Genomic DNA, 24,833 nt, shown 5'->3' on the forward strand with positions numbered 1-24,833 from the left:
TTTAAGATGCAAGGCTAAAAATCAATTGCATGGCTGTGTAAGAACTTTTCCTTCCACGTTCGCGGATGATGCTTGAACCAATACTCCCGCTTCATTGCCAGTTTTTTATCAGTAAATTCTTCATGATAAATCAGCCGGACTGGCCGGCGTGCCTTGGTGTACTTGGCGCCCTTACCACTATTATGTGCCTTCAGCCGCTTATCTAAATCATCGGTAAAACCACCATAAAAGCTGCCGTCCTGACACAAAAGCACATAAAAATAGTAAGGCTTTTGCTCTTGTCGCTTCGTTTTTTCTTCCGGCACTTCCCGGATAATTTGCTGAATTGGTGGCAAGTAGTTGCCCTCTTGGTCATGCACCACAATGGCGTCTTTCAAAACCAAACCGTCACTCGCAGTATGCTTAACAGCTTCAACAACAATTAGGTTACTGTCTTCGCCGCGGTGCGACACGTAAGGCTGCACTACTTTTACACTAAGATCATGCTTCAGACAAAAATGAGCTATTTCACCCAACCGTTCAGGACGGTGTACCATGAACAGTTTTCCTTTCATTTTTAACAGACTACTAGCGACCATAATTATTTCTTTTAGATTGATCAAAAGTTCATGGCGAGCGATGGCTTTTTGGGGGTCAGGATTAACCTTGTGGTCTTTGGCGACTTTAAAATATGGTGGATTAACCACCACCACGTCATAAGTGTCTTTACGCAAAAAGCTGGTACAGTCTTTGACATTATCTTGAAAAATCTGAATTCGATTTTCCATTTGGTTTAACTCCAGCGACCGCCTCCCTTGAGAAACGGCCTGCGCTTGAATCTCCACTGCGTCATACTTGGCCCGGTTAAAATAGGCCATGTACATCGTAGCCGCGCAGTTGCCCGCACAAAGGTCGGCGACCTTCGACCAATCCCGGATTGACTCCTTTGCGGTTGCCGCCAATAGCAGCGTATCAAGCGAAAAGCTGAAGGAATCTTGATCCTGGATAATTCTCATGTGGTCACTGTACATGTAGTCAATTCGTTCATTTTTTTGCAAATTGTCCATAAAAATTTCATCCTCTCCCCAAGCTCTGCTATAATATTTTACATCAATTGGAGGAATTTATGTTTTATTATTTCATTCGTCCCGTTGCCCGCTTCATTGTTTGGGTACTTAACGGACACTTACACGTCAACCATCAAGACCGGATTCCAAGTGGAAATTACATTCTCGCTGCACCCCACCGCACCTGGTGGGAACCGATTCTCTTTGCTTTGGCTGCCAGTCCCAAGGAATTCATGTTTATGGCCAAGCGAGAATTATTTAAAAATCCCTTCTTACGCTTTATTTTAACTCATGCGCATGCATTTCCGGTCGACCGTGACAATCCCGGTCCCTCAGCGCTCAAAATCCCCATTACCGGACTAAAAAAAGGCAACTATTCTTTAATTATTTTCCCTTCAGGAACGCGGCATTCAACCGAGCTTAAGGGTGGTGCCATTGCCATTGCCAAACTTTCGGGTAAACCGATTGTTCCCGCTGTTTACCAGGGGCCGTTAACTTTCACGGGGCTACTCAAGCGACAACCTCTGGAAATTTGCTTTGGTGATGCCATTCAAGTTGACCGCAAAGTTAAGCTAACCCGCGAAAATGAACAAAGTTTGGACGAACAAATGCAGAATGCTTGGGCCCAACTTGACTACGAGCAAGACCCCGACTTCCACTATCAGCCAAAATAAAAAGATTGAATTTTGATTGAATTCAATCTTTTTTATAGTGTTAAAATAACCATGCAATAGTTGATATGGAGGAAAACAAAATTGTTAGAAAAAACATTCTATAAAAAATTACTGAGTAAATCATTTCCCTTTCCAGTAAAGGTAACATACTGGGATAATAAAAGCGAAATTTATGGAAATGGCCATCCTGAGATTGAAATTACTTTTAATGAAAAGATTCCGACCACGGCTATTCTAAATAACGCATCATTAGCCCTCGGTGAAGCCTATATGGACCAAAAAATCGAAGTCAAAGGAAGCATGCAAAAGTTGATTTGTGGAGCTTATGAAAGTTCAAACAGCTTTTTACGATCAAGTAAATTTCGGAAATTTATGCCACATGACAAGCACACCAAACAACAAAGCGAAAAAGACGTACAAAGTCACTACGACATTGGCAATGACTTTTATGAATTGTGGCTTGACCCTACCCTCACCTATTCTTGCGCGTATTTTGAGGAAGATAATCAAGACGATTTGGAAAGGGCACAGATTGCCAAAATCTATCACATCCTCGACAAGCTGCATCCCCAAAAGGGCAAAACTTTGCTAGATATTGGTTGCGGTTGGGGTACATTAATGTTAACTGCGGCCCAAAAGTACGGTTTAAAGGTTACCGGGGTGACCCTCAGTGAAGAACAGTATAAACTAGTTCAAAAGAAAATTTACGATCAGAATTTACAAGACGTGGCCGAAGTCAAGCTGGAAGACTACCGTGAATTGGGCAACCAAGAATGGGATTACATCACCTCGGTTGGGATGTTTGAGCACGTCGGCCAAGAAAACCTAGATCAGTATTTTGCCGATGTGGCCAAATACCTTAAAGACGACGGAGTTGCACTCATTCATGGCATTACCCGGCAGCAGGGCGGAGCAAGCAACGCTTGGCTTGACAAATATATTTTCCCAGGTGGCTATTTGCCAGGGCTAAGTGAAAACATCAACCACATTGTGGCTAACAACCTGCAAATTGATGACCTGGAAATGCTGCGGCGCCATTACCAACGAACAATTGAAATTTGGGATCGTAACTTCAACCAGCAACGCCCAGTCATCGAAAAGAAGATGGGTGAACGCTTCACCAGAATGTGGGACTTATACCTGCAGGCCTGTGCCGCCTCCTTTGAGTCAGGCAACATTGATGTTGTCCAATACCTGTTAACGAAGGGCCCTTCCGGCAAGAATTTGCCAATGACTCGGGACTATATGGTAGCCCAATAATAGCTCACTTGAAAGCAAAAGAGGATAACTTTAACGTCATCCTCTTTTTTAATTTAAACTATTATTTAAAAATCTTGCCTGGGTTGAGGATAGTATTCGGATCAAACAATCCCTTAACTTGCCGTAACAATTCAGTATAATCATGACCATAAAAGTCTTCATAGTACCCAGCCCGGGCATAGCCGATTCCGTGCTCTCCGGACATGTTACCGTCAAGCGCCTTGGCAGTCTTGTACAATTCAGAAATAACCTTATCGCTAGTCTTAGCATACTCCTCATCATTCATTTCATCGGAACAAAGGTAAATATGCAAGTTGCCGTCGCCGGCGTGGCCAAAGTTTGGAATACGGATATGTAGCTCATTTTCCAGCTCTTCAATCCGGTTTAAGACATCAGGAATGTGGTCGATTGGAACACAGACGTCAATTTCATCCATCTTCGGCGTTGACTGCTGGATTGCCAATAACAACTGTTCCCGGCACTGCCAAATCTTCTTGGCTTCGTCCGATTCTGCATCCAAGACAATTGCGCTTTCCGCCTGGTAATCTTTTACCGCTGCTAGGGCCTGCTTCAATTCAGCTTGCCATTCCTCATCGGTGAAGGAGTCAAAGCCTAGAATGATAAAACCATTACCATTTTTAACTGGGAATTCTTGCCCAGCAAACTTCTCCCACAAGTCAATTACCGTGCGTCCCATGAATTCGACGGTTGTCGGTACTACACCTGAAGCCAAGATAGCTGGAACCGACTTAATTGCATCGTTCAAGCTTGGGTATGGAATGACCGCATTGATGGACTTATGCGGTCTTGGATAGAGCCGCAGAGTAACTTCTGTAATAACTGCCAAAGTACCTTCAGCACCAATTACTAAGTCCTTGAGTGAGTATCCCGACGAAGACTTAACCGCCTTTGAGCCAAACTTGTACAGTTTACCGTTAGTTAAAACGACCTTCAATTCACGAATATGTTCCCTCGTAACGCCGTATTTAATAGCCTTCAAGCCCCCAGCATTAGTGGAAACATTGCCGGCCACCGTGGCCCAGTGCATGGCTGGAGCTGGCATATAAGCAAAAGGCTTGTCTTCGAGGTAAGCATCGAGATCATTCAGTCTCAAGCCGGCTTGCACCGTCATGGTTAGACTATCCGGATCATAACTCAAGACCTTGTTCATCTTGATCATATCCAGTGAAATGCCACCATCAACAGACAGGTTGGCACCCATCAATCCGGTTGAATTGCCTCGTGGTACTAAAGGAATGTGATTATCATTGGCATACTTAACCACGTGCATCACTTCTTCATTGTTTACCGGCTGAATGACTAGGTCAGGCTTAGCTCTAACTGTGCCAAACTGGTCATGGTCCCAGTGGTCGTCGGGCTCAGTAATAAAGCGGTCTGGGTCAGAGACGAACTTACGCAACTTGTCCAAGTCAGTTTGATTAATTTGATGATATTCCATAGAAAAATCTCCCTCTTTATTGTTCAAAAATATTTTAGCTGTTTTTCTAATACAATAAATTTACTCTTTTATGTAAACGTTATCAAGAAATTTTTCAATAAAAAACACGAATTTTTAAAAAATCCGTGTCTTAGCTTATTTTTGACTATTCTGCAAGGTATAAAGGTTGTAATAGTAGCCCTTTTGCGTAAGTAATTGCTCATGCGTACCGCGTTCAACAATCTTGCCCTCATCAAGGACAATAATTTGGTCAGCATCAACAATTGTCGACAGTCGGTGGGCGATTGCCAGTGTGGTTCGGCCCTTACGCAAACTCTTTAGTCCTTGTTGAATCAGCGTTTCCGTTTCGGTATCAACATTTGCCGTTGCTTCATCCAGCACTAAAATCTTAGGGTCAGTTACCAGGGTACGCGCAAATGAAATCAGTTGCCGCTGGCCTTGACTAAATTCACTGCCGCCTTCGCCCACTTTGGCATGATATTTATCGGGCAGGTTGGCAATGAAGCCATCAGCTTGAACGGTCTGTGCGGCAGCTTCAATCTGCTGGTCGCTAATCTGGTCATTATAGAGTCTGATATTTGAATTGATATCCCCATAAAACATGAACGGTTCCTGCAAAACCAGTCCTAATTTTGCCCGCAACTCTTCTTTAGGATACTTTTTAATGTTCACGCCATCGATCAAGACCTCTCCCTGATAGAACTCATAGAAGCGCATCATTACGTTAATAATCGAGCTCTTCCCCGAGCCAGTATGACCAACAATGCCCAGTGTTTCACCCGGATTAACAGTAAAGGAAATGTCATGCAGAATTTCATGCTCGCCATCATAAGAAAAACTGACGTGTTTAAATTCGATCTTACCTTGGGTGATGGTTAGACCCTGCTGGGCCTCTTGCGCTGGCTCGTAATCGGTATTATCCAAAATCCGAAAGATTCGCTTGCCGGCAACAATCCCGTCCTGGAAGAAAGTCATCTGATCCATCATATTAGCAATCGGATTGAAAAACTGCGAGATGTACTGTGAAAAGGCGTAAACCACTCCGGCTGGTACAAAAGTTTTCTGCAAGGGAAAGCCAAAGTACATTAAAGTAAGGGCCAAGGCCAAGGAATACAGGAAGCTAGTCAAGGGTGACAATAAAAGTGAGTTCAAATTGATCATGGCAAAACGCGTCTTCATCAGCGCAGCATTTTCCTGCTCAAAGTTAGCGGTCATCCGCTCCTCTTGCTTAAATTGCTGAATTAAAGCAACCCCTTCAATTGACTCATTTAAATTCGTATTAATTCGACTAAGGCGCTCGCGATAATTGCGATAGAGCTTAGAACTGCGCTTAGAATACTGCCAAATAATTAGTAAAAGTAATGGCAGAAAAGCTAACACAATTAACCCCGCCAAAAAGTTGGTAGTAAACATGGCCACTAAAGCAGAAAAAATCGCGAAAAAGGACATCACCACACTGGACAGCACCGTTAAAAAGTTACTCAGCGTCATCGTATCATTGGTTACTCGCGATACGATTGAGCCGGCTGGCGTCTGGTCAAAGTAGCGCATTCCCAGTGTGTGCAACTTTTGATATAGTTCACCGCGCAAACCTTCCAGCGACTTCTCTGAACCCAAGGCAAAAAAGTACTCATAGGTAAACTGTAAGCCCCCCTTAAGCAAAGAGCCCAAGGCATAGAGCAGACCGGCAAATAAAATCACCTGGCTAGTGACATCAGTCTTAATTAAGTAATTGTCCAAAAAATACTGCAACCCATAAGGTAGCAACACATTAATGACACTAACTAGAAAGGCACCAATACCGGCAATCAGCATTTCTCGTTTAAAGTGCATGACAAAGCGTAGCAGCCGTTTAAAGATACTAAGCTGCTCTTTAACGGGAATTTCTTGCGACCACACCGACTGCATATGTTCATTGTCCATCCTTACTCACCTACCTTTTCTTCTAGTTCCTGACGTTGCCACATGTCCGCATACCAACCTTGCTGAGCCAGCAACTGCTCGTGGGTACCACGTTCGACAATTTGCCCATCTTTTAGCACCAAGATCAGATCCGCCTTCATCACTGAAGTCAACCTATGGGTAGCAATCATAGTCGTCTTGCCGGCCCGCTCTTGCCGCAAGGACTGTAAAATCGCCTGCTCTGTTCTGGCATCAACAGCTGATAAGGCATCATCCAGAATCAAAAGTTGACTCTGCTTGAGTAAGGCACGCGCAATCGACATGCGCTGCTTTTGCCCACCTGAGAGCGAAACACCGTTTTCACCAACCAAAGTGTTATAACCACCCGGCATTTGCAAGATATCATTGTGCAGATCACTCTTCTTTGCGGCGGCCACAACCGCATCCTCAGCTGAATTAACCTTAGAAAAGGCAATGTTCTTTTGAATACTGGTTGAAAACAAGTAGTTATCTTGGGGTACATAAGAAATGGCCCGCAATAAGACGTTAAGAGGAATCTCGCGAATATCGTGTCCATTTAGGGTGATTTGCCCCTCATACTGGTCAAACTCACGAAGCAAGAGCTGAATAATGGTCGTTTTGCCTGCACCTACTTTACCAACTAGGCCAAGTGTCTGGCCCGTTTTAAGTGTGAAGTCCACCCCATGCAAAACCGGTATCTGCGGTTCATCAGGATAGGCAAACGACTTAATATGAAAGCTCAAGTCCCCGTTAATAGCAGCTGCATCAAGTTGCGGATTAGCATGTTGATCCGTAATTGCCGGCTGTTCATCGAGAAGCTTTTCCACACGATCATAGCTGGCACTTCCCCGCTCCAAAATATTAAAGAGATAGCCGATGGCAAACATCGGCCAAACCATGTTGCCGATATAGGCAATAAAGGAAACTAGCTGGCCAATCGACAACACCTGGTTACTGACTAGCAGGCCACCATAAATAATCGTGATGGTATAGGTCAGACCTATCAGTAAGGTCCCCAGTGGATCAAACAGCGAATCCCACTTGAAGACCCGCTTGTTAATATTAATCGTTTCAGCCGTCATCTGTTGAAAAGCGGCGGTATCTTCCTTACCTTGACCAAAGGTCTTCAACACTTTAATTCCTGACACAGATTCTTGAGTTTTGTTGTTTAACCGTGAGAAAGCCGCTTGCGACTGGTCGAAGGCGTCATGCAACTGGTCGCCCAGTTTCCAAGCGCCCCAAGCCAAGAAGGGCAAAGGAATAAGCGCTACAACGGTCAATCGCCAATCGACAAAAACAATCATGGCGACCATCGTTGAAACACTCATAATCAGTGAATCGACTAGCGTTAAAACCCCTTCTCCAGCTACTTCCTGCACCGCCGAAATGTCATTGGTGGCGTGGGCCATGAGGTCACCGGTCCGGTGCCGCTGGTAAAAGGTGCGGTCCATTTCCATAAAGTGAGCAAATAGCTTTGCTCGCAACTGCAACTCTAATTCAGCTGAACCACCCCAAATTTGGCGGCGCCAAAAATAGCGGAAACCATATAGTAGTAATGCCGCCAGGATAATGGCCAGAATTAACATCCCATACTCCTGCCAGCTAATATGTCCCAACTCTAACTGATCGGCCATCAGGCCCAAAATTCGCGGTGGCACCAAGTTAACGATCGAAGTCAGAGCCAAAAAGGTCACACCGACTAAGTACCGCTTACGTTCTTTTTTAAAGAACCAACCCAATTTAAAAAAAATTTTCATTTTTCACCTATCTTACATAAACAAAAAGGCGGAGATAGCTCCGTCTTTCTTTTCAATCTAGCAAGATGCTTATTTTTGATGCTTCATCATGCTCATCACTTGGTTTACCTTCTTGGCTGAAGGTTTCTGTCCCATCTGTGACATCATGGCAACAATCATCTCTTCACTGATTGGCGGATTATCCTTAAAGTACTTCTTCATATACGTTCTAGCACCAAAGAAGCCACCTACTAGGCCCAATACTAACGCTAGCACGATTAAAAAGATCGCTAATCCTAAATTCATAAATATCACCTCATATCCAATAGATATATCTTACCTAAAATCCAGCTAAAATCAAAGAGCAAAGTTAATCTTTTCTTAAACCTTTTTGACGTTGCGCCTGCTTGGCTTTTTCCGATGTGACTTCCTTACCATTTTTGTCAACAATTACCAGATTTTCAACATCTTGCTTAAAGCTGGCCCGAAAATTCTTGATAAATTCCTGATGCAGCTCAGCCCGCTCTTTTTCTTCTGCAGCGGTCAAACCCGTCGACTTCTTCTTATGATATAGCTCGTTGATCCGGTTAATCAGCTTTTTTTCATTATCTTCAGTCATTTTTTCCACCTCTTACCTAAAGCAGTCTACCTTATTTTTACCAAGAAAAAAAGTTCAAAATTCTTAGAACGCTTGTTTGCACTAATCGAAAAAATCTGCTAAACTTAACTTAACCAAAAAATCGTCAACTAAGGGAGCACAATCATGACTATCAGACAAACTAATAAACAACTGGAAATTTTACGTTATATCTATGATACCGTCCAAAAACGGGGCTTTCCGCCAACCGTTCGGGAAATTTGTGAAGGGGTTAACCTCTCTTCCACTTCAACGGTTCATGGCCACCTTTCAAGGCTCGAACGCAAGGGCTTAATCGTTAAAGATGCCACCAAACCACGCGCTTTGGAAATTACTGAGGAGGGTAAACAAGCCCTAGGCATTAAGCCGACCGAAATCCCCATCGTCGGTGTAGTCACTGCGGGGCAACCAATCTTAGCGGTTGAAGATATCGACGACTACTTCCCTCTGCCACCTGATTTTGCCAATGAAGCGGGCGAGCTCTTTATGCTCACGGTTCAGGGCGAGAGTATGATTAATGCCGGTATTTTGAATGGCGACAATGTAATTGTGCGCAAGCAAAATTCAGCCATTAATGGCGAAATTGTCGTGGCTATGACCGACGAAAATGAGGCAACGGTCAAGCGCTTTTATAAGGAGCGCGGACATTACCGCCTGCAGCCCGAAAATGATACCATGAGTCCGATTATCTTACCCAGTGTCAAGATCCTGGGCAAGGTCATTGGCCTCTACCGCAACCGCATCATTTAACGGTTACCTTGCGGACGATTTTTAACTTTTTGGACTAATAAATAATAATAGAACTGTCCCTAGCACTTTAACCAATTAACTTAAAGGCTGGAGGGATGGTTCTTTTTTTGCAAAATAAACTTAAGTTCCTGCAACTTAGCCTGTCTTTGCTTGAGTTGCTGCAGTTCTTGGGTGGTTTTTTGCAATTCAGCATTGACCAGCTGCAGATTTTTAACCAATTGGTAATCCGTCCCACACGCCAAGTCATGACGGTTTTTGATGGCGTGGATTGTCTGCAAAGAAAAACCCAGCTCCTGCAATTCTTTGATCTCGCTGAAGTCATCCTGGTCCTTCGCCGTAAACCAATAATTTTTGCCGCGCCGCGTCGGCGTCAGCAGGTTCAAGTCAACATAGTGCCTGATTGTGTCTCTAGTTGCCCCCGTTTCCCTGATGAAGTCATTTAAAAACATTTTCTCATCTCCTTGACGTCGGGTCGACCCCCGATGCTTTAATTTGGTTAGGAGGAAATTATCATGATTTATCTAACCAAAATTTTAACCATTCTCTACGGTGTCGTGATGGCCCTAGCAACAATTAGTTCCTACCATGAGCTACCCGCCTGGCTCACGCTGTTAAACTTCCTTAGCGGCCTATGCTTAATAGCAGCTAATCTGTTTAACCAGCAAGTTATCACGATTTCCTTTCTGGGAATCCTGCTGCTTGTGGCACTTGCCAACGGTTTTGCCCTTAATGGTCAGGTCAACTGGTTTCATTGGCTACTACGCCTTTTCTTAACTGCTATCTTAGTTTGGCTAAACTGGCCGCAGGGCTAATTCCTTGTCCCACTTGTAAAGGGTAATTTTCCACATGGATTGCAGAAATAAGCTTCACAAGCTTTTTCAGAGTGGTTAGCTTTTATTACGCTGGTTTATTTGTACTTGATTGCAACTTTGTGAAATAACCGACAGTTTCACTCGAGTTCCACAACAGTTTATTTCACAAAGTTGCGCTTAGAGTTTAGCTAGAACTTGCCCAGCTAGTGTTAGTGCACGCCCGTGAGCATCTTTACCCCAGCCCCTTGCTTCATACTCTTCCGGCTTACTTAAGGAATCCGCTGTGAACAAAAGCTGCGCAAAATCAACCTGGCGAAATTGTGCACACGCTGCCAGTGCAGCACATTCCATCTCTACACAAGCTGCCCCTAACTGCTTGAATTGCTGCACCTTGTTGGTGGTCTCCCGGAAAAAGCCGTCGGTCGTCCAGGTGGTCACTTCACGAACCTTAAAATTAATTTCACTCAGCAATTTTTTTATTTGCGCTAAAAAGGGAGATTGCAAGTCAACAAAGTTACCTGGAGCAAGGTAATGAAAAGACGTGCCCTCATCCCGAATCGCCCTGGTTGGAAGCAAAAAGTAGTTCTCCGGTAGTTCAACCAATGCACCAGCTGAGCCAACGGCCAGAACTTGCCGAACTCCATAACTAATTAACCAATCAAGCAGCATTGTAGCTGCAGGAGCCCAAGCTTGGCCTGACAGAAAGTTATTTTTTCCTGGTTCAATTCGACCTCATAAATGGGAATCTTACCCCCAAAAGAGTCGAAATAGCCCCGCAAGCAATGAGCGTGTGTTTTTAAAAAAATGGCAATCGACTCGCTTGAGGTAAAGGCAAACAACAACTTCGGCTGAAACTGATAACCTAATTCAGCTTGTTCGTGGTTGGGCTCTAACACTGCACGTGGATTCTGATCAAAGTCCGTCAAAAATAACTCAGCCATAACTTAGCTCCTCCTAAATATATTGTTAACGATTTTACCATAGAGCAAAAAAGAGAACCATCCTTTTTCAAGGATGATTCTCTTTTAAGTGAATTAACGACGCTTTTCGGCAATACGTGCAGCCTTACCATGACGGTCACGCAAGTAGTAAAGCTTAGCGCGACGTACACGACCATGCCGCAATACTTCTAGCTTAGCGACACGTGGGTCGTTAACCGGAAAAGTACGCTCAACCCCAACACCAGAAGCAAGCTTACGAACAGTGTAAGTTGCAGCAATGCCAGCACCTTTGCGCTTAATTACGACACCTTCAAACATCTGAATACGCTCGTGCGTTCCTTCAACCACCCGAACGTGAACACGGACAGTGTCACCGGCCCGGAAAGCGGGAATATCATCACGTAATTGTTCTTTGGTCAATTCTTGAATTAATGGATCCATTGTATTTCTCCTTCTGCGGCCTTCATTAACGCTCCTTGGCGCCAGCGGAACACCCATAACTATTAGTGCAGTTAAATTCGCACCTCAATTATCTTAGCAAATAACTGCTGGCAAATCAAGCTTGCTCTTCTTCTTTGATTTCAGCCAGCATTAGTTCCTCTTCTTTAGTCAGCTCATAACTTGCAAGTAAGTCGGGCCGCTGCAAGTAAGTTACCCGCAAGGCTTCCTTGTGCCGCCACTGGGCGATTTTTTGGTGATTACCCGAAAGTAAGACTTGCGGCACTTTCATGCCAGCAAAATCTTCTGGTCTGGTGTACTGGGGGTATTCCAATAAGCCACGAGCAAAGCTCTCATCCACCGGAGAAGCTGCATTACCCAAAATCCCGGGTACAAGGCGGACCGTGGCATCAACCATACTCATGGTTGGCAACTCACCACCAGTTAACACATAGTCGCCAATTGATACGACTTCATCAGCCAAATCGTAAATACGCTGGTCAAAGCCTTCATAGTGACCACAAATAAAAGTTAGATTTTCTTCCTGAGACCAGCTTTGGGCGCGCTCTTGGTTAAAGGTCCTACCCTGCGGTGCCGTGATGATTACCTTACCCTGATCTTCTAGTGAATCAAGTGCTTTTTTAATTGGCATTATCTGCAAGACCATTCCAGCTCCACCACCATACGGTGTATCATCCACATGGTGATGAAAATCGGTCGTAAAGTCGCGAAAGTTGACTAGATTAAGTTCCCACTTTCCATCTTCAAGCCCTCGGCCCAGCATTGAGGTAGTCAGGGGCGTAAACATATCAGGAAAAAGCGTCAGTACATTAATCTTCATCGCGCAAGCCCTCCAGTAATTCGACGTAGATCTTTTGCCCAGGAACATCAACTTGCTTAACGACCTCATCAATATAAGGAATTAGGTAAGTATGGCCATTTTTCTCGGTAACTTCCCAGACATCATTGGCTCCTGGCGACTCTATTCCGGTAATCTTACCAAGCGGAGCACCACTTTGCTGGTCTACAACCGTACAGCCCAAAATATCGTGGTAGTAGTACGCATCTTCCGGCAGTTCGTGCTGGTCCGCTTCGCTGACCACTAGCATCTTTCCCTTCAGCTCCGCTGCCGCAGCAAGTTCAGCAACTTCGGCAAAACTAACGAGCCAAAATTGTTGGAACGGCCGGCTGCTTGCAACCGTCAAAATCCTTTCCGGGTCATCTTTTAAGGCCAGCTGCTGGCCGGGGGTGAAACGTTCCGCCGGAAAATCAGTTACTAATTTAACCTTTAATTCACCCTTTAAACCATGTGTTGTCAATATTTGTGCAACATCATAAAATTGCATCTTGTCTCCTAATCCAAAGAAAAAAGTTTGAAGCATGCGGCTTCAAACTTTTAACTAACCTGTTCACTACTTGGTGAATTTTGATTCATGCAGCTTCTTCATTAAGCCGGCACCCGAAAGAAGTGACCGCACAGTATCTGAAGGTTGTGCACCCTTCTTCAACCATTCCAAAATCTTGTCTTCTTCAAGCTTCAATTCTTTTGGCTCTGAAATTGGGTTGTAGTAACCAACTTCTTCAACAAAACGACCATCACGAGGCATTCTTGAGTCCGCAACAACGATTCTGTAGAATGGTTTTCTCTTGGCACCCATCCGGCGCATCCGAATTTTTACTGACATATTTAGTTTCCTCCTCAAAGTTACGAATATTAATATAGCATCTTTTATTTTAGGTGTAAAGTGTTTTTACTTAACAGCTGAAATTAGCTCTACTTTAAGAACGGAAACGCTTGACTTTCATCCTTTTCTTTTTATTTTTCTTAAACTTCTTACCCATGTGGCGCATTGCCATCTTGGCCATCGGCGAATCCATGCCTGGCAACTGGTCCATCCCCTTAAGGTTGCCCTTAGTGATCTTGCTCATCATGTCCCGGGCCTGCTTAAACTGCTTGATCATCCGGTTAACTTCCACGATGGGCCGGCCTGAACCGGCTGCAATTCTACGTCGCCGGCTCGGATTTAGTAATTCTGGGTCCTCACGTTCCTGCTCGGTCATCGAGGAAACAATGGCCTTAACGTAGGTGATTTGCTTTTTATCAAAATTGGCGTTTTTGAGCTGCGGGTTGTCAGCCATGCCAGGAATCATCTTCATAATCTGGTCAAGTGGTCCCATCTTCTCAACCTGTTCCAGCTGGTCGATGAAGTCATTAAAATCGAAGGTATTTTCCTTCATTTTCGTTGCAACCGCTTCAGCCTTCTTAGCATCGTAGTCCTGCTGAGCCTTCTCAATTAGCGTCAGCATGTCGCCCATACCCAAAATTCGCGATGCCATCCGGTCTGGATAGAATTGTTCCAAGTCGCTGAGCTTTTCGCCCTGACCAGTATAGATGATTGGCTTCCCTGTGACAGCTCTAATTGACAGCGCAGCTCCGCCCCGAGTATCACCATCGAGTTTGGTTAAAATAATCCCGGTAATATCCAACCGACTATCAAAGCCTTGCGCTACATCAGTGGCTGCTTGACCAGTCATTGCGTCGACAACCAACAAAATGTTGTCAGGTTTAGCTACAGCCTTGACTTGTTCCAGCTCTGCCATTAACGGTTCATCAATTTCAAGCCGACCAGCAGTATCGATAATTACATAGTCATTCTTGTTTTGGTCAGCTTGCTTAAGTCCGTTTTCAACAATTTGGGCAACGTTCTTTTGGTCTTGTTCACTATAAACGGGTACCTGCAGCTCCGTCCCTATCTGCTGAAGTTGTTCAATGGCAGCCGGCCGGTAAATATCCCCAGCAATGAGCAACGGACGAGCCTTTTCCTGTTTAATCAACTGGTTGGCTAGCTTACCAACCGTCGTTGTCTTACCGGTACCTTGTAACCCAACCATCATAATAATCGTTGGAATATGTTTAGACTTGGTCAAGGTGGTGCTGCTAGTTCCCATCATCTTAGTTAATTCATCATTAACTATCTTGATGACCTGTTGACCTGGATTCAGACTTTCCTGTACTTCCTTGCCTAGGGCCTCTTCTTTGATCTTCTTAATAAAATCCTTGACCACTTTAAAGTTAACGTCGGCTTCAAGCAATGCCAACCTAATTTCTCGGCTGGCCGTGTTGATATCTTCTGCCGAGATCTTACCCTTACCGGTTAAATTCTTCAGTGCCTTTTGAATTCTTTCACTTAAATTCTCAAAAGCCATGGCTTATTCTCCCCTCATTCTACTTAATAATTCATCAATTTGGTGCATTGCCTGGTCTGGCTCGTCCTGCCTTAGCGAATTGGCAATATCGGTTAGTTCTGCTTCAATCACACCGAATTCCCTTTTTAGATGCAGCTTTGCTTCATAATTGGCCAATAACTTCCGACAACGGCGCAGGTTGTCATAGATTGCTTGGCGAGAAACACCATGGTTGTCCGCTATTTCACCTAAGGAAAGATCATTATAGTAGTAATCTTCAAAATAATCCTGCTGGCTCTGCGTTAAGAGCTTGCCATAGTATGCGTAGAGGTCACCCAGGGCCTCATTTTTTTCGAGTTCGTTCATAACTTTCACCTTGAACCAGTATAGCAAAAATGCAGTCAGTTGACGATTGGGAAAGCACTTATTGACAAATTTAACATTAAGATACTTGTATATGATATTTGTTTTTATCAAGAAATTGATTATAATAACCATAGAAATAAGTTATTCAATTCGTCTAATTGATTTTAGGGTACCTAAGCATTTTGACCTAAGTACCCTTTTTAAGTTGGACAAGTGCTAGCAGGCTGTGCTGTGAAGAGATCTTATCTCTAGATAAATTAACCAATTTAAGGAGAAACATCGTGAGTTTATGGAAAACAATGAATCGGAAAGAGGATCCCGGCAGATACCAAAAAAAGGACGGACACCTCGTTCGGACACTAAAAGTACGGGACTTTCTAGCGCTTGGAGTTGGAACTATTGTATCAACTTCAATCTTTACTCTGCCCGGTGAAGTGGCCGCTCTACACACGGGACCAGCCGTAGCAATTTCCTGTGTGGTCGCCTCCTTGGTTGCTGGTCTAGTTGCCTTTGCATATGCCGAGATGGCCGCAGCAATGCCTTTTGCCGGCTCCGTTTACTCCTGGATTAACGTCATTTTCGGCGAATTTTGGGGCTGGATATCTGGTTGGGCACTGTTGGCCGAATATCTAATTGGAATGGCCTTTATTAGTTCCGGCCTTTCCGCAAATTTGCGGGCCCTAATTGCTCCTTTTGGGTTGAGATTACCAGCTTGGCTGTCCAACCCATTAGGAGTCAATGGTGGTCTCCTGGATCTCGTTGCCTTAATTGCAATTGTAATTGCTGCAGTACTAGTGAGCTTTGGCGTGTCTAAAGCTTCCCGGGTCGAAAATATTTTGGTGGTGGTCAAGGTATTGGCCATCCTGCTCTTTGTCGTGGTTGGTCTAACTGCGGTTAAACGGGCCAATTTCACCCCCTTCATCCCTTCATACCGCTTCACCAGTCATGGTCCCTTTGGTGGTTGGCAAGGCATCTATGCCGGTGTTTCCATGATCTATATTTCTTTTTTGGGTTTTGATACTATTGCCTCTAACTCGGCTGAGGCAGTCAATCCCCAAAAGACCATGCCTCGGGGTATTATTGGCTCACTACTCATTGCTGTTGTCCTCTTTGTTGCTGTCAGTCTAGTACTCGTTGGTATGGTACCATACCAACAATATCTCAACTCGGCCGAGCCAGTAGGCTATGCATTAAGACAGACCGGGCACGGAACTATCGCTTTAGTCGTACAAGCTGTCGCCATTTTAGGGATGTTTACTGCACTCATTGGCCTCTGCTTAGCCAGTTCACGGCTAGTCTACTCCTTTGGCCGCGATGGCATGGTACCTCGCACATTAGGCAAGTTAAACCAAGTCCACCGACCTGCAAATTCCTTGTGGACGGTAGCAATCATCGCCATCGTTATTTCGGCCTTTATCCCCTTTTCATTTTTAACCCAGTTGGTTTCCGCTGGTACCCTGATTGCCTTCATGTTTGTATCAATGGGCATTTACCGGTTAAGACCACGGGAGGGGCGCGACATCGCTGATCCAGCTTTCAAGATGCCATTCTACCCCCTTCTGCCAGCCCTAGCCTTCTTAGGTTCATTTGCCGTCTTTTGGGGTCTAGACAGTCAAGCAAAAAAATACATGGGAATCTGGACGATTATCGGATTACTGATTTATTACTTGTATGGCATTCAGCACTCTGCACTTAATGACCAATAGTTAAAGCTCTAACTTCTATACTTAAAGTAAGAAGCTAGAGCTTTTCTTTTACTTATTTATCTTAGACACAAATTGAGTATTTAACCGGCTGCCTTAGTCCAATTCCAGTGGTTAGTGAGGTTAATTTGCTCGCTCAAGACTTGCAGCGTCCAAAAGGCGATTGTAAAACCAACAACAATTAGCATGGACTGACCAAATGCTTGGTAAAACTTGGCATTGAAATTTACGGTGTTACCAATTAAATTGTTGTTTTTCGTAAACCAATAAACTGGCGTAAAGCAAGCAATTTTATTAACGAAACTGGGCAGCAAACTGCTAGAAACAAAGACTCCGCCTAAAAAACAACTGCCTAAACCGTAAATGTTTTCAAATCCATTTAAAGCTTGTACGTTTTTAAATAAACTAGTAATTAAGCTCGAAAGAGTGACAATTGAAAGGATAAAGAGCAAAGAATTAAGCATAAATAGCAAGGTCACTTTATTCGGATTTAGCCCCGCAGAAATGAAAATCAGAAACAAGAAAAGCGTACTCGTCGCCATCAGATAGGTCGACAAGCCTCGATTAATCTGCGTGGATAATGCGCGCGGCTTAAGCGGTGAACACTGGTTGCGTACTTTAATTTCCTGGCGATTAAAGACTAAATTCACCGTACTAAAGGCTCCAAAGATAATAATGAAAATTCCATAAGCAACTAGATTGTAAATAGTTGCTGCACCGCTTTGTTTTTCTCGCCTTTCATAAGATTCATCAAGTTTAACCTTTCCTTGCTTGCTTAGAGTGTGGCTCGTCTTAGTTAAAAGTTGATCCCATTTTAAATTGGGCAATTTTGTTTGGTACAGCCGCAAAGTATTTAAATATTGATCAACGTTACTGTCGACCAACTCCTTGCTATAAGTACCAGGACGAACTTGTGTTTTGAGTGCAGGCTTGCGACCTGACTTTATTTGCGCTTCAAAATCTGCCGGCAAGTACAAAATGTAATCCGCAGTTTGAAAAAATAGCGCATCATCAATTCCTTTTTGACTCTGGTCTTTGATATTGACAACTTTTTGCTGGTGGCTTAAATATTCGGTTAAGGACTTAGTGAGCTTACTTGATTTAGTTGTAATTACCGCAACTTTGGCCGCTTGACTGGCAGAACTCTTTTGTTGAAAGGTAAAAATCAACAGCATCACCATCGTAACTCCCAAAGCCAAGATAAGTTCGCCGATATTTTTGAGTAATATTTTTAAAATCGTCTTATAAACTGTCATATTGCACCCGCCTTTCAAATCGGTAATCCAGTAAAATAAACAGGACTGTCAGTCCTAAAAGCCAAGCTAAATTCTGATAAAAAGTCGATAGTGACTGGTAAAAGAACAATTGATAGATACTATCGCTGATTAGATTAATCACATTTAGCTTGCCTAAAAGGGGCAAATTAAGGTCGATCCAGTATTTGATTTCTTGGGTCCCCATCATCCCGGCAAGTAAAGACAACAATGAAATGATTAGAGTAGAAAATCCGATTTTTTGTGAATAGCTGCGCTTACTCATTAAATTACCGGTTAGCTTACCTAAACAAATTTGCAAAATGCTCCCCATTAAGCAAACCAGGAGAATCAGCTCCCACCGGTTGCCAAAGTCAATTTGATATCCCCAATGGAAAACCGCTAGCACAATCAAGACGATCGCATAGAAGACAATTAACGCTGCAATTAAGTTGCTGATGACCACCATCATTTTAGGAACCGGCGTTAAAGCAAGGCGAATACCATTTTCTGATTGATCGGCCTGTTCGTCCTCGGCATTACGCAGGCCAAATTGTAGGCCATAACCGATTGTCATCGCAATTAAAGTAAAGAAATAAAAACTCATGATGCTAAAATTACGACCTTGGACCTGATTAACGGTGTAGTGCTTATCGGTCACTTTTAAACTAGCTAAATTCACCTTGCCCGATTTTGCCAATTCCGTAAACAAGGCGCCATTTTGCTCATAGCGGCTTAAAATTTCTTTTAAAATGCTTTGATCGGCACCGTTCTCGGCAATCACTAATTTAATTGGCTGAGCATTTGTATCATAATAGCCGGCCAATTCTCCTGCTGCTAACTTCTTTTGCGCAGCTGCCAGGCTCAAGTGGCTCACCTTAAAAACTGGCTTGTTTTTATTTTTCACTTCAGTTAAGCCGCGCCGCAATTCTCGGTCATTTCCCACCACGGCAACTGGCGTGCTCTTGTCTAACAACTGCATTTGGTCTAAATTACTGAAGACCAGTTTAAAGAAAAATCCCATAATCAAAGGAAAAATCAGGGTCCAAAAAAGCAAGTTTCGGTTACCCAGCAGAACTTTAACCCGGTAATAAATTAAGTGTCTCATCATGCTTCATCCCTCAGTTCCCGACCGGTGATTGTTAAGAAGACATCGTTTAATGTCACTTCTTTAGTATGAAGATCGGCATAGACAATTTTATTTTGTTGCAAATATTCAAGGACCGGCAGCATCGTTTGTTGCAAGTCGGTACTAGTAATTGCTAAAGTTTGATCACCGTAATTAAGTTCCTGAACCGCTGGCATGCTTAACAAAGTAGCTTCTTCTGCTTTAGTAAGCAAAGGAACTGTTATGACAATCTGTTCATTAGCTTTGACCATCGCCTTAAGTTCAGCAGCAGAACCCTTAGCAATGACTGAACCATGGTCCAAAATCACAATTTGGTTACACAAAAACTCAACTTCTTCCATGTAGTGAGTTGTGTAAACGACGGTCGCCCCATTTCGGTTCAATTCTTTAATGCTCTCCAAAATTCGATTGCGACTTTGCGGGTCTACGGCAACTGTCGGTTCATCTAGAAAAATCAATTCAGGCTGATGAGCAATTCCGCAAGCAATATTAAGGCGCCGGGCTAAGCCCCCACTAAGCTGCTTGGGATAAAATTTAGTAAAGTCCTGCAAGCCAACTAATTCAATCGTCTGATCCACATTCTTTGCTACCTGCGCCCGATCTTTAAGATATAAACCGCAATAGTAACTAATGTTTTCCTGTACCGTGAGCTCTTTAAAAAACGCCAGGTCCTGGGGAACAATCCCAATGCGCTCTTTAATTGCGTAGCTATCTGCCTTCATCGCTTGATCGAAAACTTTGATTTCACCCCGATCATAACTAAGTAGTGCTAAAATACAGTTAATCATCGTTGATTTGCCACTACCATTTGGTCCTAACAAGCCAAGAATGTCACCTTTTTGAACTTGCAAATCGACGTGATTAAGTGCCGTCAACTCGCGATAGCGTTTGACTAAATTCTGAACATCAATAATCATTTTGAACTCCTCACCTTAATCTGATATCTTCTACTATATAAACTTGTTCCTAAGTTGCCCAGTGACTTTGGGCTAAAAATAGGTGACAAATGTCATGAAACGGATTCAATTATGAAATTAACAAACCATTTTTATTTAGAAATCAGCTTTTTAACTGCTGGCGGAATCGTCTTAATGTGCAGTCAGAGATTTGACCCGCTAATGATTCGAGTCGTGTTAATTAGCATTATTAGCCTTAATCTCAGTTTCTGGATGCCGGCCGGAAACCTCCTCATGACCCTTTTACTGGCAGGTCTAGCTCTTTTTGATCCCAGCTTTATCTATTTTTTTCCAGTCATTGTCCGCGTAACACTTTTACAGACAAAGTCGCACAAGTTGCTTTTGCTAGTTATTCCGCTGCTGATTCAGCTTAACTGGTTAAAACTATTAGTTCTCTTGGCTTGCCTGCTCGCCTGTTATTTTGCTTACGAAGACCGTGAACTTGACCGGGCCCAACAAGAAAAACGCCAGCTCCAAGACGATAGTTTTGAACAGCTCCTTACACTCCAACAACAAAAACTTGACCTTGAGACTAACGAACAAACAAAATTAATGCTCCAACTAGCTAATGAGCGCAACCGAATTGCTCGTGATATTCACGACAATGTTGGTCATCTCTTGTCTAGTAGCATTATCCAACTCGGAGCGGTGACACTACTGAATCAGGATGCAAAACTTACCAAGCCGTTAACTGAGCTTAACACCACCGTTAATCGCGCCATGGATAGTATCAGAAATAGTGTCCACGGCATTCAAGCAAAAGCCTTAACTTTGAGCCAGGCTCTCAAACCAATTATCGCTGACTTTACTTTTTGCACGCTTCAAATCGCAGGCCACCCATTTGATGAAACCTCTTTTAAGCAAAACCAAATTATCGTGATGACGGTCAAAGAAGCCTTTACCAATGTGCTTAAACATTCTAACGCCAGTCTGGTCACGCTTAAATTTCAAACCCTACCAGCTTTTTACCAAGTGCAAATTGCTGACAATGGAACAAGCAAAGGCTCGTTTTCACGGGGGATGGGGTTAGCAAGTATGCAGCAAAGAGCCGAGGAAGTTGGAGGCCAACTTCATTTGTATCAGGGTAACAAGGGTTTTAGCATCACTTTAATTCTACCCAGAAAGGAAGAAAATGTTAAAAATAGTCTTAGTTGATGACGATCATCTGGTTACTCAAGCACTAACCACAATCATTGCGGCTGAAGCTGATTTGGAAGTGGTAGCCTGCGCCCACCAAGCAAGTGCTGCCGTGGACTACTATCAGCAATATCACCCCGACGTCATTCTCCTTGATATTCGCCTGGGTAAATCGTCGGGCCTAGCCGCGGCCCAACAAATTCTGCTGGCCGATCCCGCCGCCAAAATACTATTGTTGACAACTTTTAGCGATGACGAATACCTCGCAAAATCGATACAGCTCGGGGTCAAAGGTTACTTAATTAAGCAAAATCTAGCTGCGATTGTTCCCGCAATTCGAACAGCAGCTGCTAATCAAACCGTTTTTAGCCCCGAAATTATGGAGAAATTGCAAAGTAGCTACACCCAACTTGAAGCTGAAGTAGACCTAACGCAACGTGAAAAAGATATTCTGACCTTAATCGCCCAGGGACTTAATAATAAAGAAATTGCTAAACAATTATTGTTAAGTGAAGGCACCATCCGTAACTACATTAGCCAATTGTTAGACAAGTTAGCCCTCCGCGACCGCACGCAACTTGCGATATTTTACTACCGCCATTTTAAGCATTAAAAAAACTCAATCATTGATTGAGTTAAAGGCTAATTGCCATTAGTAGTGAATTGGTTAGATGATATTTTTAAACAGTTACTACTCTAAAAAAACGTTTCCTCAACAAAATCGCGAGAAAACGTTTTTAAATTTACTGCCAAATAATACTAATAACCTTTAATTACAAATTAGCATCCATATTAAAAGTCAACTTGGACATGTTGATGGAGTCAATCATCATTTGTGCCCAGAGTTTTTCGGACCGCTTGCGCGTGTATGCGACAGTCTCTTGGTTGGCCTTAGTCAAGTAGGCCGTGAGCGCAGCCCCAGCCTTGCCCTGTGCACCAGCAAGCACATCCTCAACGCGGCGGCGGTAGTACTGGTTGAGCTCATTCAAGTAAACCGTATCTAGTTGAACGAACTGCGGATAGTGACTTTCAACCAGTGCCGCAAGTGATTTATAGTACCACCACGCATCATTCATATTATAGTCCATTGAAGTGTTATTATAGGATGGATCCGTGTCGCTCATATTACTAAAGAACGGCACGAAGGGCGTAAAGGTCGGCCCACCAATACAGAGCCACATAACTCCGGCTCGGTCATTTGGTACATCATTTCTGATTTGCAAAATATGAGCATTCTGAGTCCGGTTCAAGCCGATTGGACGGAAACGGTGCTTCTCCTCTTCCGTGCCCTTACCAAAAGGATCGTAAGGTGTATTTTGGTAATGACTACCCAGAACGAATTCAATATCTTCCCGGGTAATCTTCTTAGCAGCCCGGCGGATAAAGGGCAGGTCACCATCAGTTGGATCTTGCTCTACTTCAGGATTAAAGTACTTTTGGCCGTACCAAACCCGGTTAGTATTATAGTAGCGGTCCTGCTGACTGTAAGTACCAAAAATATGACGGAAGTTCCAGCCTTCATGGTCAACGTTTAAGTGGTGCTCCGTCACGAAATTCTGAATTCCCTCACTCCACATAAAGTTAGTGGGATCGTCAAAGTCCACCTGCTCAATTGAAACGCGGTTGGCAGCAACGGCATAGGCATCATCGGGAATGCGTTGGGCTACCCAGTGGTGACCGGTAACAATTTCCATGTACCAAATCTCATCTTTATCTCCAAAAAGAACCGAGTTACCCGCAGGCGAGCCGTATTTTTTAATCAACTGACCGAGATATTCTACGCCGCCCCGCGCCGAATGGATATATGGTAGAACCACTGTCTGCATGCAATCCTCGTCCAAACCGTCCTTAACCAAGGGATCAAAGGCCAGAGCACGTTCATTGCCGTAGGTTGATTCGGTACAGGACATGGCCACATTCTCCTGGTTAATCCCACTCTCATCGTAGTAGCCCCGATGCTTGTAGTCAACATTAGGAACAGCCGGAACCGCTTGAGCGTCCTCTGGTAGGTCCATCCTAAATTCGTTGAGCCATGACTTAATCTGCCGGCCCTGCTTGCCCTTGACTGCAGGTTCAATCACGAACTTCTGCGGGGTAATCGGACGGAAAGTATCATCGTTGCGGGCAATCATTGTTGAGCCGTCAACTGAAGCTTTTTTACCAACTAAAATGGTTGTACATGCGCTATATTCTTTCATTAATGTAAACTCCTTTTTATCTGTTTAAACTAGATCATGGAAAAGACCCACAGCATAACTAGCGGCGTCAAAGTCAGCTAGATCACTGGACTTTTCTCCTAGTCCAACTAACTTTACGGGCAACTTCATTTCGTTCCTGATGGCTAGGACCACCCCACCTTTAGACGAGCCATCAAGTTTAGTTAGAACTAATCCGGTCAACTTAGTCGTCTTATCAAAATCCTTGGCTTGAAGCAATGCGTTCTGACCAGTTGAACCATCTAAGACCAACAGGGTTTCTGTCGGTTCAGCTGGTGCTTGCTTTTTGATGGTACGCTCAATCTTTTCTAGTTCACCCATCAAGTTCTTCTTATTCTGCAGGCGACCGGCTGTATCGATTAGCAGGTAATCGACTTGATCGTGCAAAGCCTTAGTAGTCGCATCAAAGACCACCGAGGCGGGATCAGCCTGATCCTTACCGGTCACCACTGGGACATCTACGCGCTTGCCCCATTCAACCAACTGCTCCACCGCACCTGCTCTGAAGGTATCAGCAGCAGCTAGCAGGACTGATTTGCCTTCATCCCTAAAGCGTTTGGCCAACTTACCAACCGTGGTAGTCTTACCGGCTCCATTGACGCCAACAAAGAGATAAATGTTAGTCTTACCGTCCTGATGGACTCGCAAGTGTTCATTGTCTGTATCGCCATTTTTATCATATAGTTCAACCAGTTTTTCAACGATCACTTTTTTCAAGTCATCACGCGACTTAGCGTTTTGCAACTTCGCTTCGTTCCGTAGCTCCGTGGTCAAGTCTGTGGCAGTTTCATAACCCACGTCAGATTCGATTAGGAGCTCTTCCAGATTATCGAAAAAGTCCTCATCGACCGTACGGAACTGGGCAAAGAATTGGTTGAGTCGAGCCCCAAAGCCCTTATTAGTCTTTTCCAGGCCTTTCTCATACAATTCTTCCTGGCTAAGTGACTCTGCTGGGACGGGGTCATTAATCGCCTCTGCTTGCTCTTCATCTGCTGCATGCCCAGCAACTGGTTCAGCGGCGGCAGACGGTTCTTCTTCATCAGTCAGTTCTTGATCGGGCTGTTCTGCCCGGATTGTTTCAGGCGATTCCTCAGCTTTTTCTGCTGGGCCAGCTTCGAGCTCCTTGGCCTCTTTTGCTTGTTTTTCTTCGTCGGGTTTAGCCTCTTCTTCGCCAAACAGCGACTTTTTAATTTTATCAAATAAGCCCACTT

The 24,833-nt window shown here is 43.9% G+C and carries 25 protein-coding genes and 1 pseudogene; 7 read left to right on the top strand and 19 right to left on the bottom strand.

Features of this window, described 5'->3' with window-relative positions:
• Positions 1-14: 14 nt before the first annotated feature.
• A complete protein-coding gene (locus R8389_RS04730) occupies positions 15-1,046 on the bottom strand; it encodes a GIY-YIG nuclease family protein (RefSeq protein WP_317636895.1) in 1,032 nt (343 codons plus the stop codon).
• 59 nt (positions 1,047-1,105) lie between these two features.
• Between R8389_RS04730 and R8389_RS04735 the strand changes: the two genes are divergently transcribed.
• Entirely contained in the window at positions 1,106-1,720 is a 615-nt protein-coding gene (locus R8389_RS04735; protein ID WP_317636896.1) for a lysophospholipid acyltransferase family protein, read from the top strand.
• Positions 1,721-1,801: 81 nt separating this feature from the next.
• Entirely contained in the window at positions 1,802-2,980 is a 1,179-nt protein-coding gene (locus R8389_RS04740) for an SAM-dependent methyltransferase (protein ID WP_317636897.1), read from the top strand.
• A 61-nt stretch (positions 2,981-3,041) separates the two neighbouring features.
• On the opposite strand, the gene R8389_RS04745 is transcribed toward R8389_RS04740, so the two are convergent.
• The 5 genes from R8389_RS04745 to R8389_RS04765 all read right to left on the bottom strand — a co-directional run bounded on the left by R8389_RS04745 (position 3,042) and on the right by R8389_RS04765 (position 8,717).
• Positions 3,042-4,439 (bottom strand): FAD-binding oxidoreductase, encoded by a 1,398-nt coding sequence (locus R8389_RS04745; RefSeq protein WP_317636898.1) that lies wholly within the window; start codon positions 4,437-4,439, stop codon positions 3,042-3,044.
• 135 nt (positions 4,440-4,574) lie between these two features.
• Positions 4,575-6,362 carry an ABC transporter ATP-binding protein gene (locus tag R8389_RS04750; RefSeq protein ID WP_317636899.1) on the bottom strand — a complete coding sequence of 596 codons (1,788 nt, stop codon included), beginning with the start codon at positions 6,360-6,362 and terminating at the stop codon, positions 4,575-4,577.
• A 2-nt stretch (positions 6,363-6,364) separates the two neighbouring features.
• Positions 6,365-8,119 carry an ABC transporter ATP-binding protein gene (locus R8389_RS04755; protein ID WP_317636900.1) on the bottom strand — a complete coding sequence of 585 codons (1,755 nt, stop codon included), beginning with the start codon at positions 8,117-8,119 and terminating at the stop codon, positions 6,365-6,367.
• A gap of 69 nt (positions 8,120-8,188) precedes the next feature.
• On the bottom strand, positions 8,189-8,404 hold the full coding sequence (locus R8389_RS04760) for a YneF family protein (RefSeq protein WP_317636901.1): 216 nt from the start codon (positions 8,402-8,404) through the stop codon (positions 8,189-8,191).
• A gap of 64 nt (positions 8,405-8,468) precedes the next feature.
• The gene (locus tag R8389_RS04765; protein ID WP_317636902.1) at positions 8,469-8,717 is read right to left on the bottom strand and encodes a DUF896 domain-containing protein; all 249 of its coding nucleotides are present in this window, start codon (positions 8,715-8,717) and stop codon (positions 8,469-8,471) included.
• Between the two features lie 144 nt (positions 8,718-8,861).
• Here R8389_RS04765 and lexA point away from each other — a divergent pair, with 144 nt between their 5' ends.
• Positions 8,862-9,485 carry a transcriptional repressor LexA gene (gene lexA, locus R8389_RS04770; protein ID WP_317636903.1) on the top strand — a complete coding sequence of 208 codons (624 nt, stop codon included), beginning with the start codon at positions 8,862-8,864 and terminating at the stop codon, positions 9,483-9,485.
• A gap of 80 nt (positions 9,486-9,565) precedes the next feature.
• On the opposite strand, the gene R8389_RS04775 is transcribed toward lexA, so the two are convergent.
• Positions 9,566-9,934, bottom strand: a complete 369-nt coding sequence (locus R8389_RS04775; RefSeq protein ID WP_317636904.1) for a MerR family transcriptional regulator — start codon at positions 9,932-9,934, stop codon at positions 9,566-9,568.
• 63 nt (positions 9,935-9,997) lie between these two features.
• Here R8389_RS04775 and R8389_RS04780 point away from each other — a divergent pair, with 63 nt between their 5' ends.
• Positions 9,998-10,297, top strand: coding sequence for a hypothetical protein (locus R8389_RS04780; RefSeq protein ID WP_317636905.1), 300 nt, complete (start codon positions 9,998-10,000; stop codon positions 10,295-10,297).
• 177 nt (positions 10,298-10,474) lie between these two features.
• On the opposite strand, the pseudogene R8389_RS04785 reads toward R8389_RS04780, so the two are convergent.
• The 7 genes and pseudogenes from R8389_RS04785 to ylxM form a co-directional block, all read right to left on the bottom strand.
• A pseudogene (locus tag R8389_RS04785) lies at positions 10,475-11,238 on the bottom strand (nucleoside phosphorylase).
• Positions 11,239-11,331: 93 nt separating this feature from the next.
• Positions 11,332-11,679: a 50S ribosomal protein L19 gene (gene rplS, locus R8389_RS04790; protein WP_317636906.1), complete on the bottom strand. Its 348-nt coding sequence runs from the start codon at positions 11,677-11,679 to the stop codon at positions 11,332-11,334.
• Between the two features lie 115 nt (positions 11,680-11,794).
• Positions 11,795-12,517 (bottom strand): tRNA (guanosine(37)-N1)-methyltransferase TrmD, encoded by a 723-nt coding sequence (trmD, locus tag R8389_RS04795; protein WP_317636907.1) that lies wholly within the window; start codon positions 12,515-12,517, stop codon positions 11,795-11,797.
• Entirely contained in the window at positions 12,507-13,022 is a 516-nt protein-coding gene (rimM, locus tag R8389_RS04800) for a ribosome maturation factor RimM (protein WP_317636908.1), read from the bottom strand. The genes trmD and rimM overlap by 11 nt, the downstream gene beginning before the upstream one ends.
• A gap of 66 nt (positions 13,023-13,088) precedes the next feature.
• Entirely contained in the window at positions 13,089-13,361 is a 273-nt protein-coding gene (gene rpsP, locus R8389_RS04805; RefSeq protein ID WP_317636909.1) for a 30S ribosomal protein S16, read from the bottom strand.
• 94 nt (positions 13,362-13,455) lie between these two features.
• A complete protein-coding gene (gene ffh / locus R8389_RS04810) occupies positions 13,456-14,883 on the bottom strand; it encodes a signal recognition particle protein (RefSeq protein ID WP_317636910.1) in 1,428 nt (475 codons plus the stop codon).
• A 3-nt stretch (positions 14,884-14,886) separates the two neighbouring features.
• Positions 14,887-15,228: a YlxM family DNA-binding protein gene (ylxM, locus tag R8389_RS04815; RefSeq protein ID WP_317636911.1), complete on the bottom strand. Its 342-nt coding sequence runs from the start codon at positions 15,226-15,228 to the stop codon at positions 14,887-14,889.
• 281 nt (positions 15,229-15,509) lie between these two features.
• Here ylxM and R8389_RS04820 point away from each other — a divergent pair, with 281 nt between their 5' ends.
• On the top strand, positions 15,510-16,934 hold the full coding sequence (locus R8389_RS04820) for an APC family permease (protein ID WP_317636912.1): 1,425 nt from the start codon (positions 15,510-15,512) through the stop codon (positions 16,932-16,934).
• An 80-nt stretch (positions 16,935-17,014) separates the two neighbouring features.
• On the opposite strand, the gene R8389_RS04825 is transcribed toward R8389_RS04820, so the two are convergent.
• From R8389_RS04825 to R8389_RS04835, 3 genes are read right to left on the bottom strand one after another with little or no spacing between them, the layout of a single operon-like run.
• Positions 17,015-18,187, bottom strand: coding sequence for an ABC transporter permease (locus tag R8389_RS04825; RefSeq protein WP_317636913.1), 1,173 nt, complete (start codon positions 18,185-18,187; stop codon positions 17,015-17,017).
• A complete protein-coding gene (locus R8389_RS04830; RefSeq protein WP_317636914.1) occupies positions 18,174-19,295 on the bottom strand; it encodes an ABC transporter permease in 1,122 nt (373 codons plus the stop codon). Before R8389_RS04830 ends, R8389_RS04825 begins: the two co-directional genes overlap by 14 nt.
• The gene (locus R8389_RS04835) at positions 19,292-20,230 is read right to left on the bottom strand and encodes an ABC transporter ATP-binding protein (RefSeq protein WP_317636915.1); all 939 of its coding nucleotides are present in this window, start codon (positions 20,228-20,230) and stop codon (positions 19,292-19,294) included. Before R8389_RS04835 ends, R8389_RS04830 begins: the two co-directional genes overlap by 4 nt.
• Positions 20,231-20,341: 111 nt before the next feature.
• Between R8389_RS04835 and R8389_RS04840 the strand changes: the two genes are divergently transcribed.
• Both R8389_RS04840 and R8389_RS04845 read left to right on the top strand, forming a co-directional pair.
• Positions 20,342-21,424, top strand: a complete 1,083-nt coding sequence (locus R8389_RS04840; protein WP_317636916.1) for a sensor histidine kinase — start codon at positions 20,342-20,344, stop codon at positions 21,422-21,424.
• Positions 21,402-22,019 carry a response regulator transcription factor gene (locus R8389_RS04845; RefSeq protein ID WP_317636917.1) on the top strand — a complete coding sequence of 206 codons (618 nt, stop codon included), beginning with the start codon at positions 21,402-21,404 and terminating at the stop codon, positions 22,017-22,019. The genes R8389_RS04840 and R8389_RS04845 overlap by 23 nt, the downstream gene beginning before the upstream one ends.
• Before the next feature lie 160 nt (positions 22,020-22,179).
• Here the strand turns inward: R8389_RS04845 and R8389_RS04850 are convergent, their stop codons facing one another.
• Positions 22,180-23,604 (bottom strand): C69 family dipeptidase, encoded by a 1,425-nt coding sequence (locus R8389_RS04850; RefSeq protein WP_317636918.1) that lies wholly within the window; start codon positions 23,602-23,604, stop codon positions 22,180-22,182.
• A 24-nt stretch (positions 23,605-23,628) separates the two neighbouring features.
• The gene (ftsY, locus tag R8389_RS04855; RefSeq protein ID WP_317636919.1) at positions 23,629-24,831 is read right to left on the bottom strand and encodes a signal recognition particle-docking protein FtsY; all 1,203 of its coding nucleotides are present in this window, start codon (positions 24,829-24,831) and stop codon (positions 23,629-23,631) included.
• Positions 24,832-24,833: the final 2 nt, after the last annotated feature.

The organism is Lactobacillus xylocopicola (assembly GCF_033096005.1).
In the GTDB taxonomy this organism is placed as follows: Bacteria; Bacillota; Bacilli; order Lactobacillales; family Lactobacillaceae; genus Lactobacillus; species Lactobacillus xylocopicola.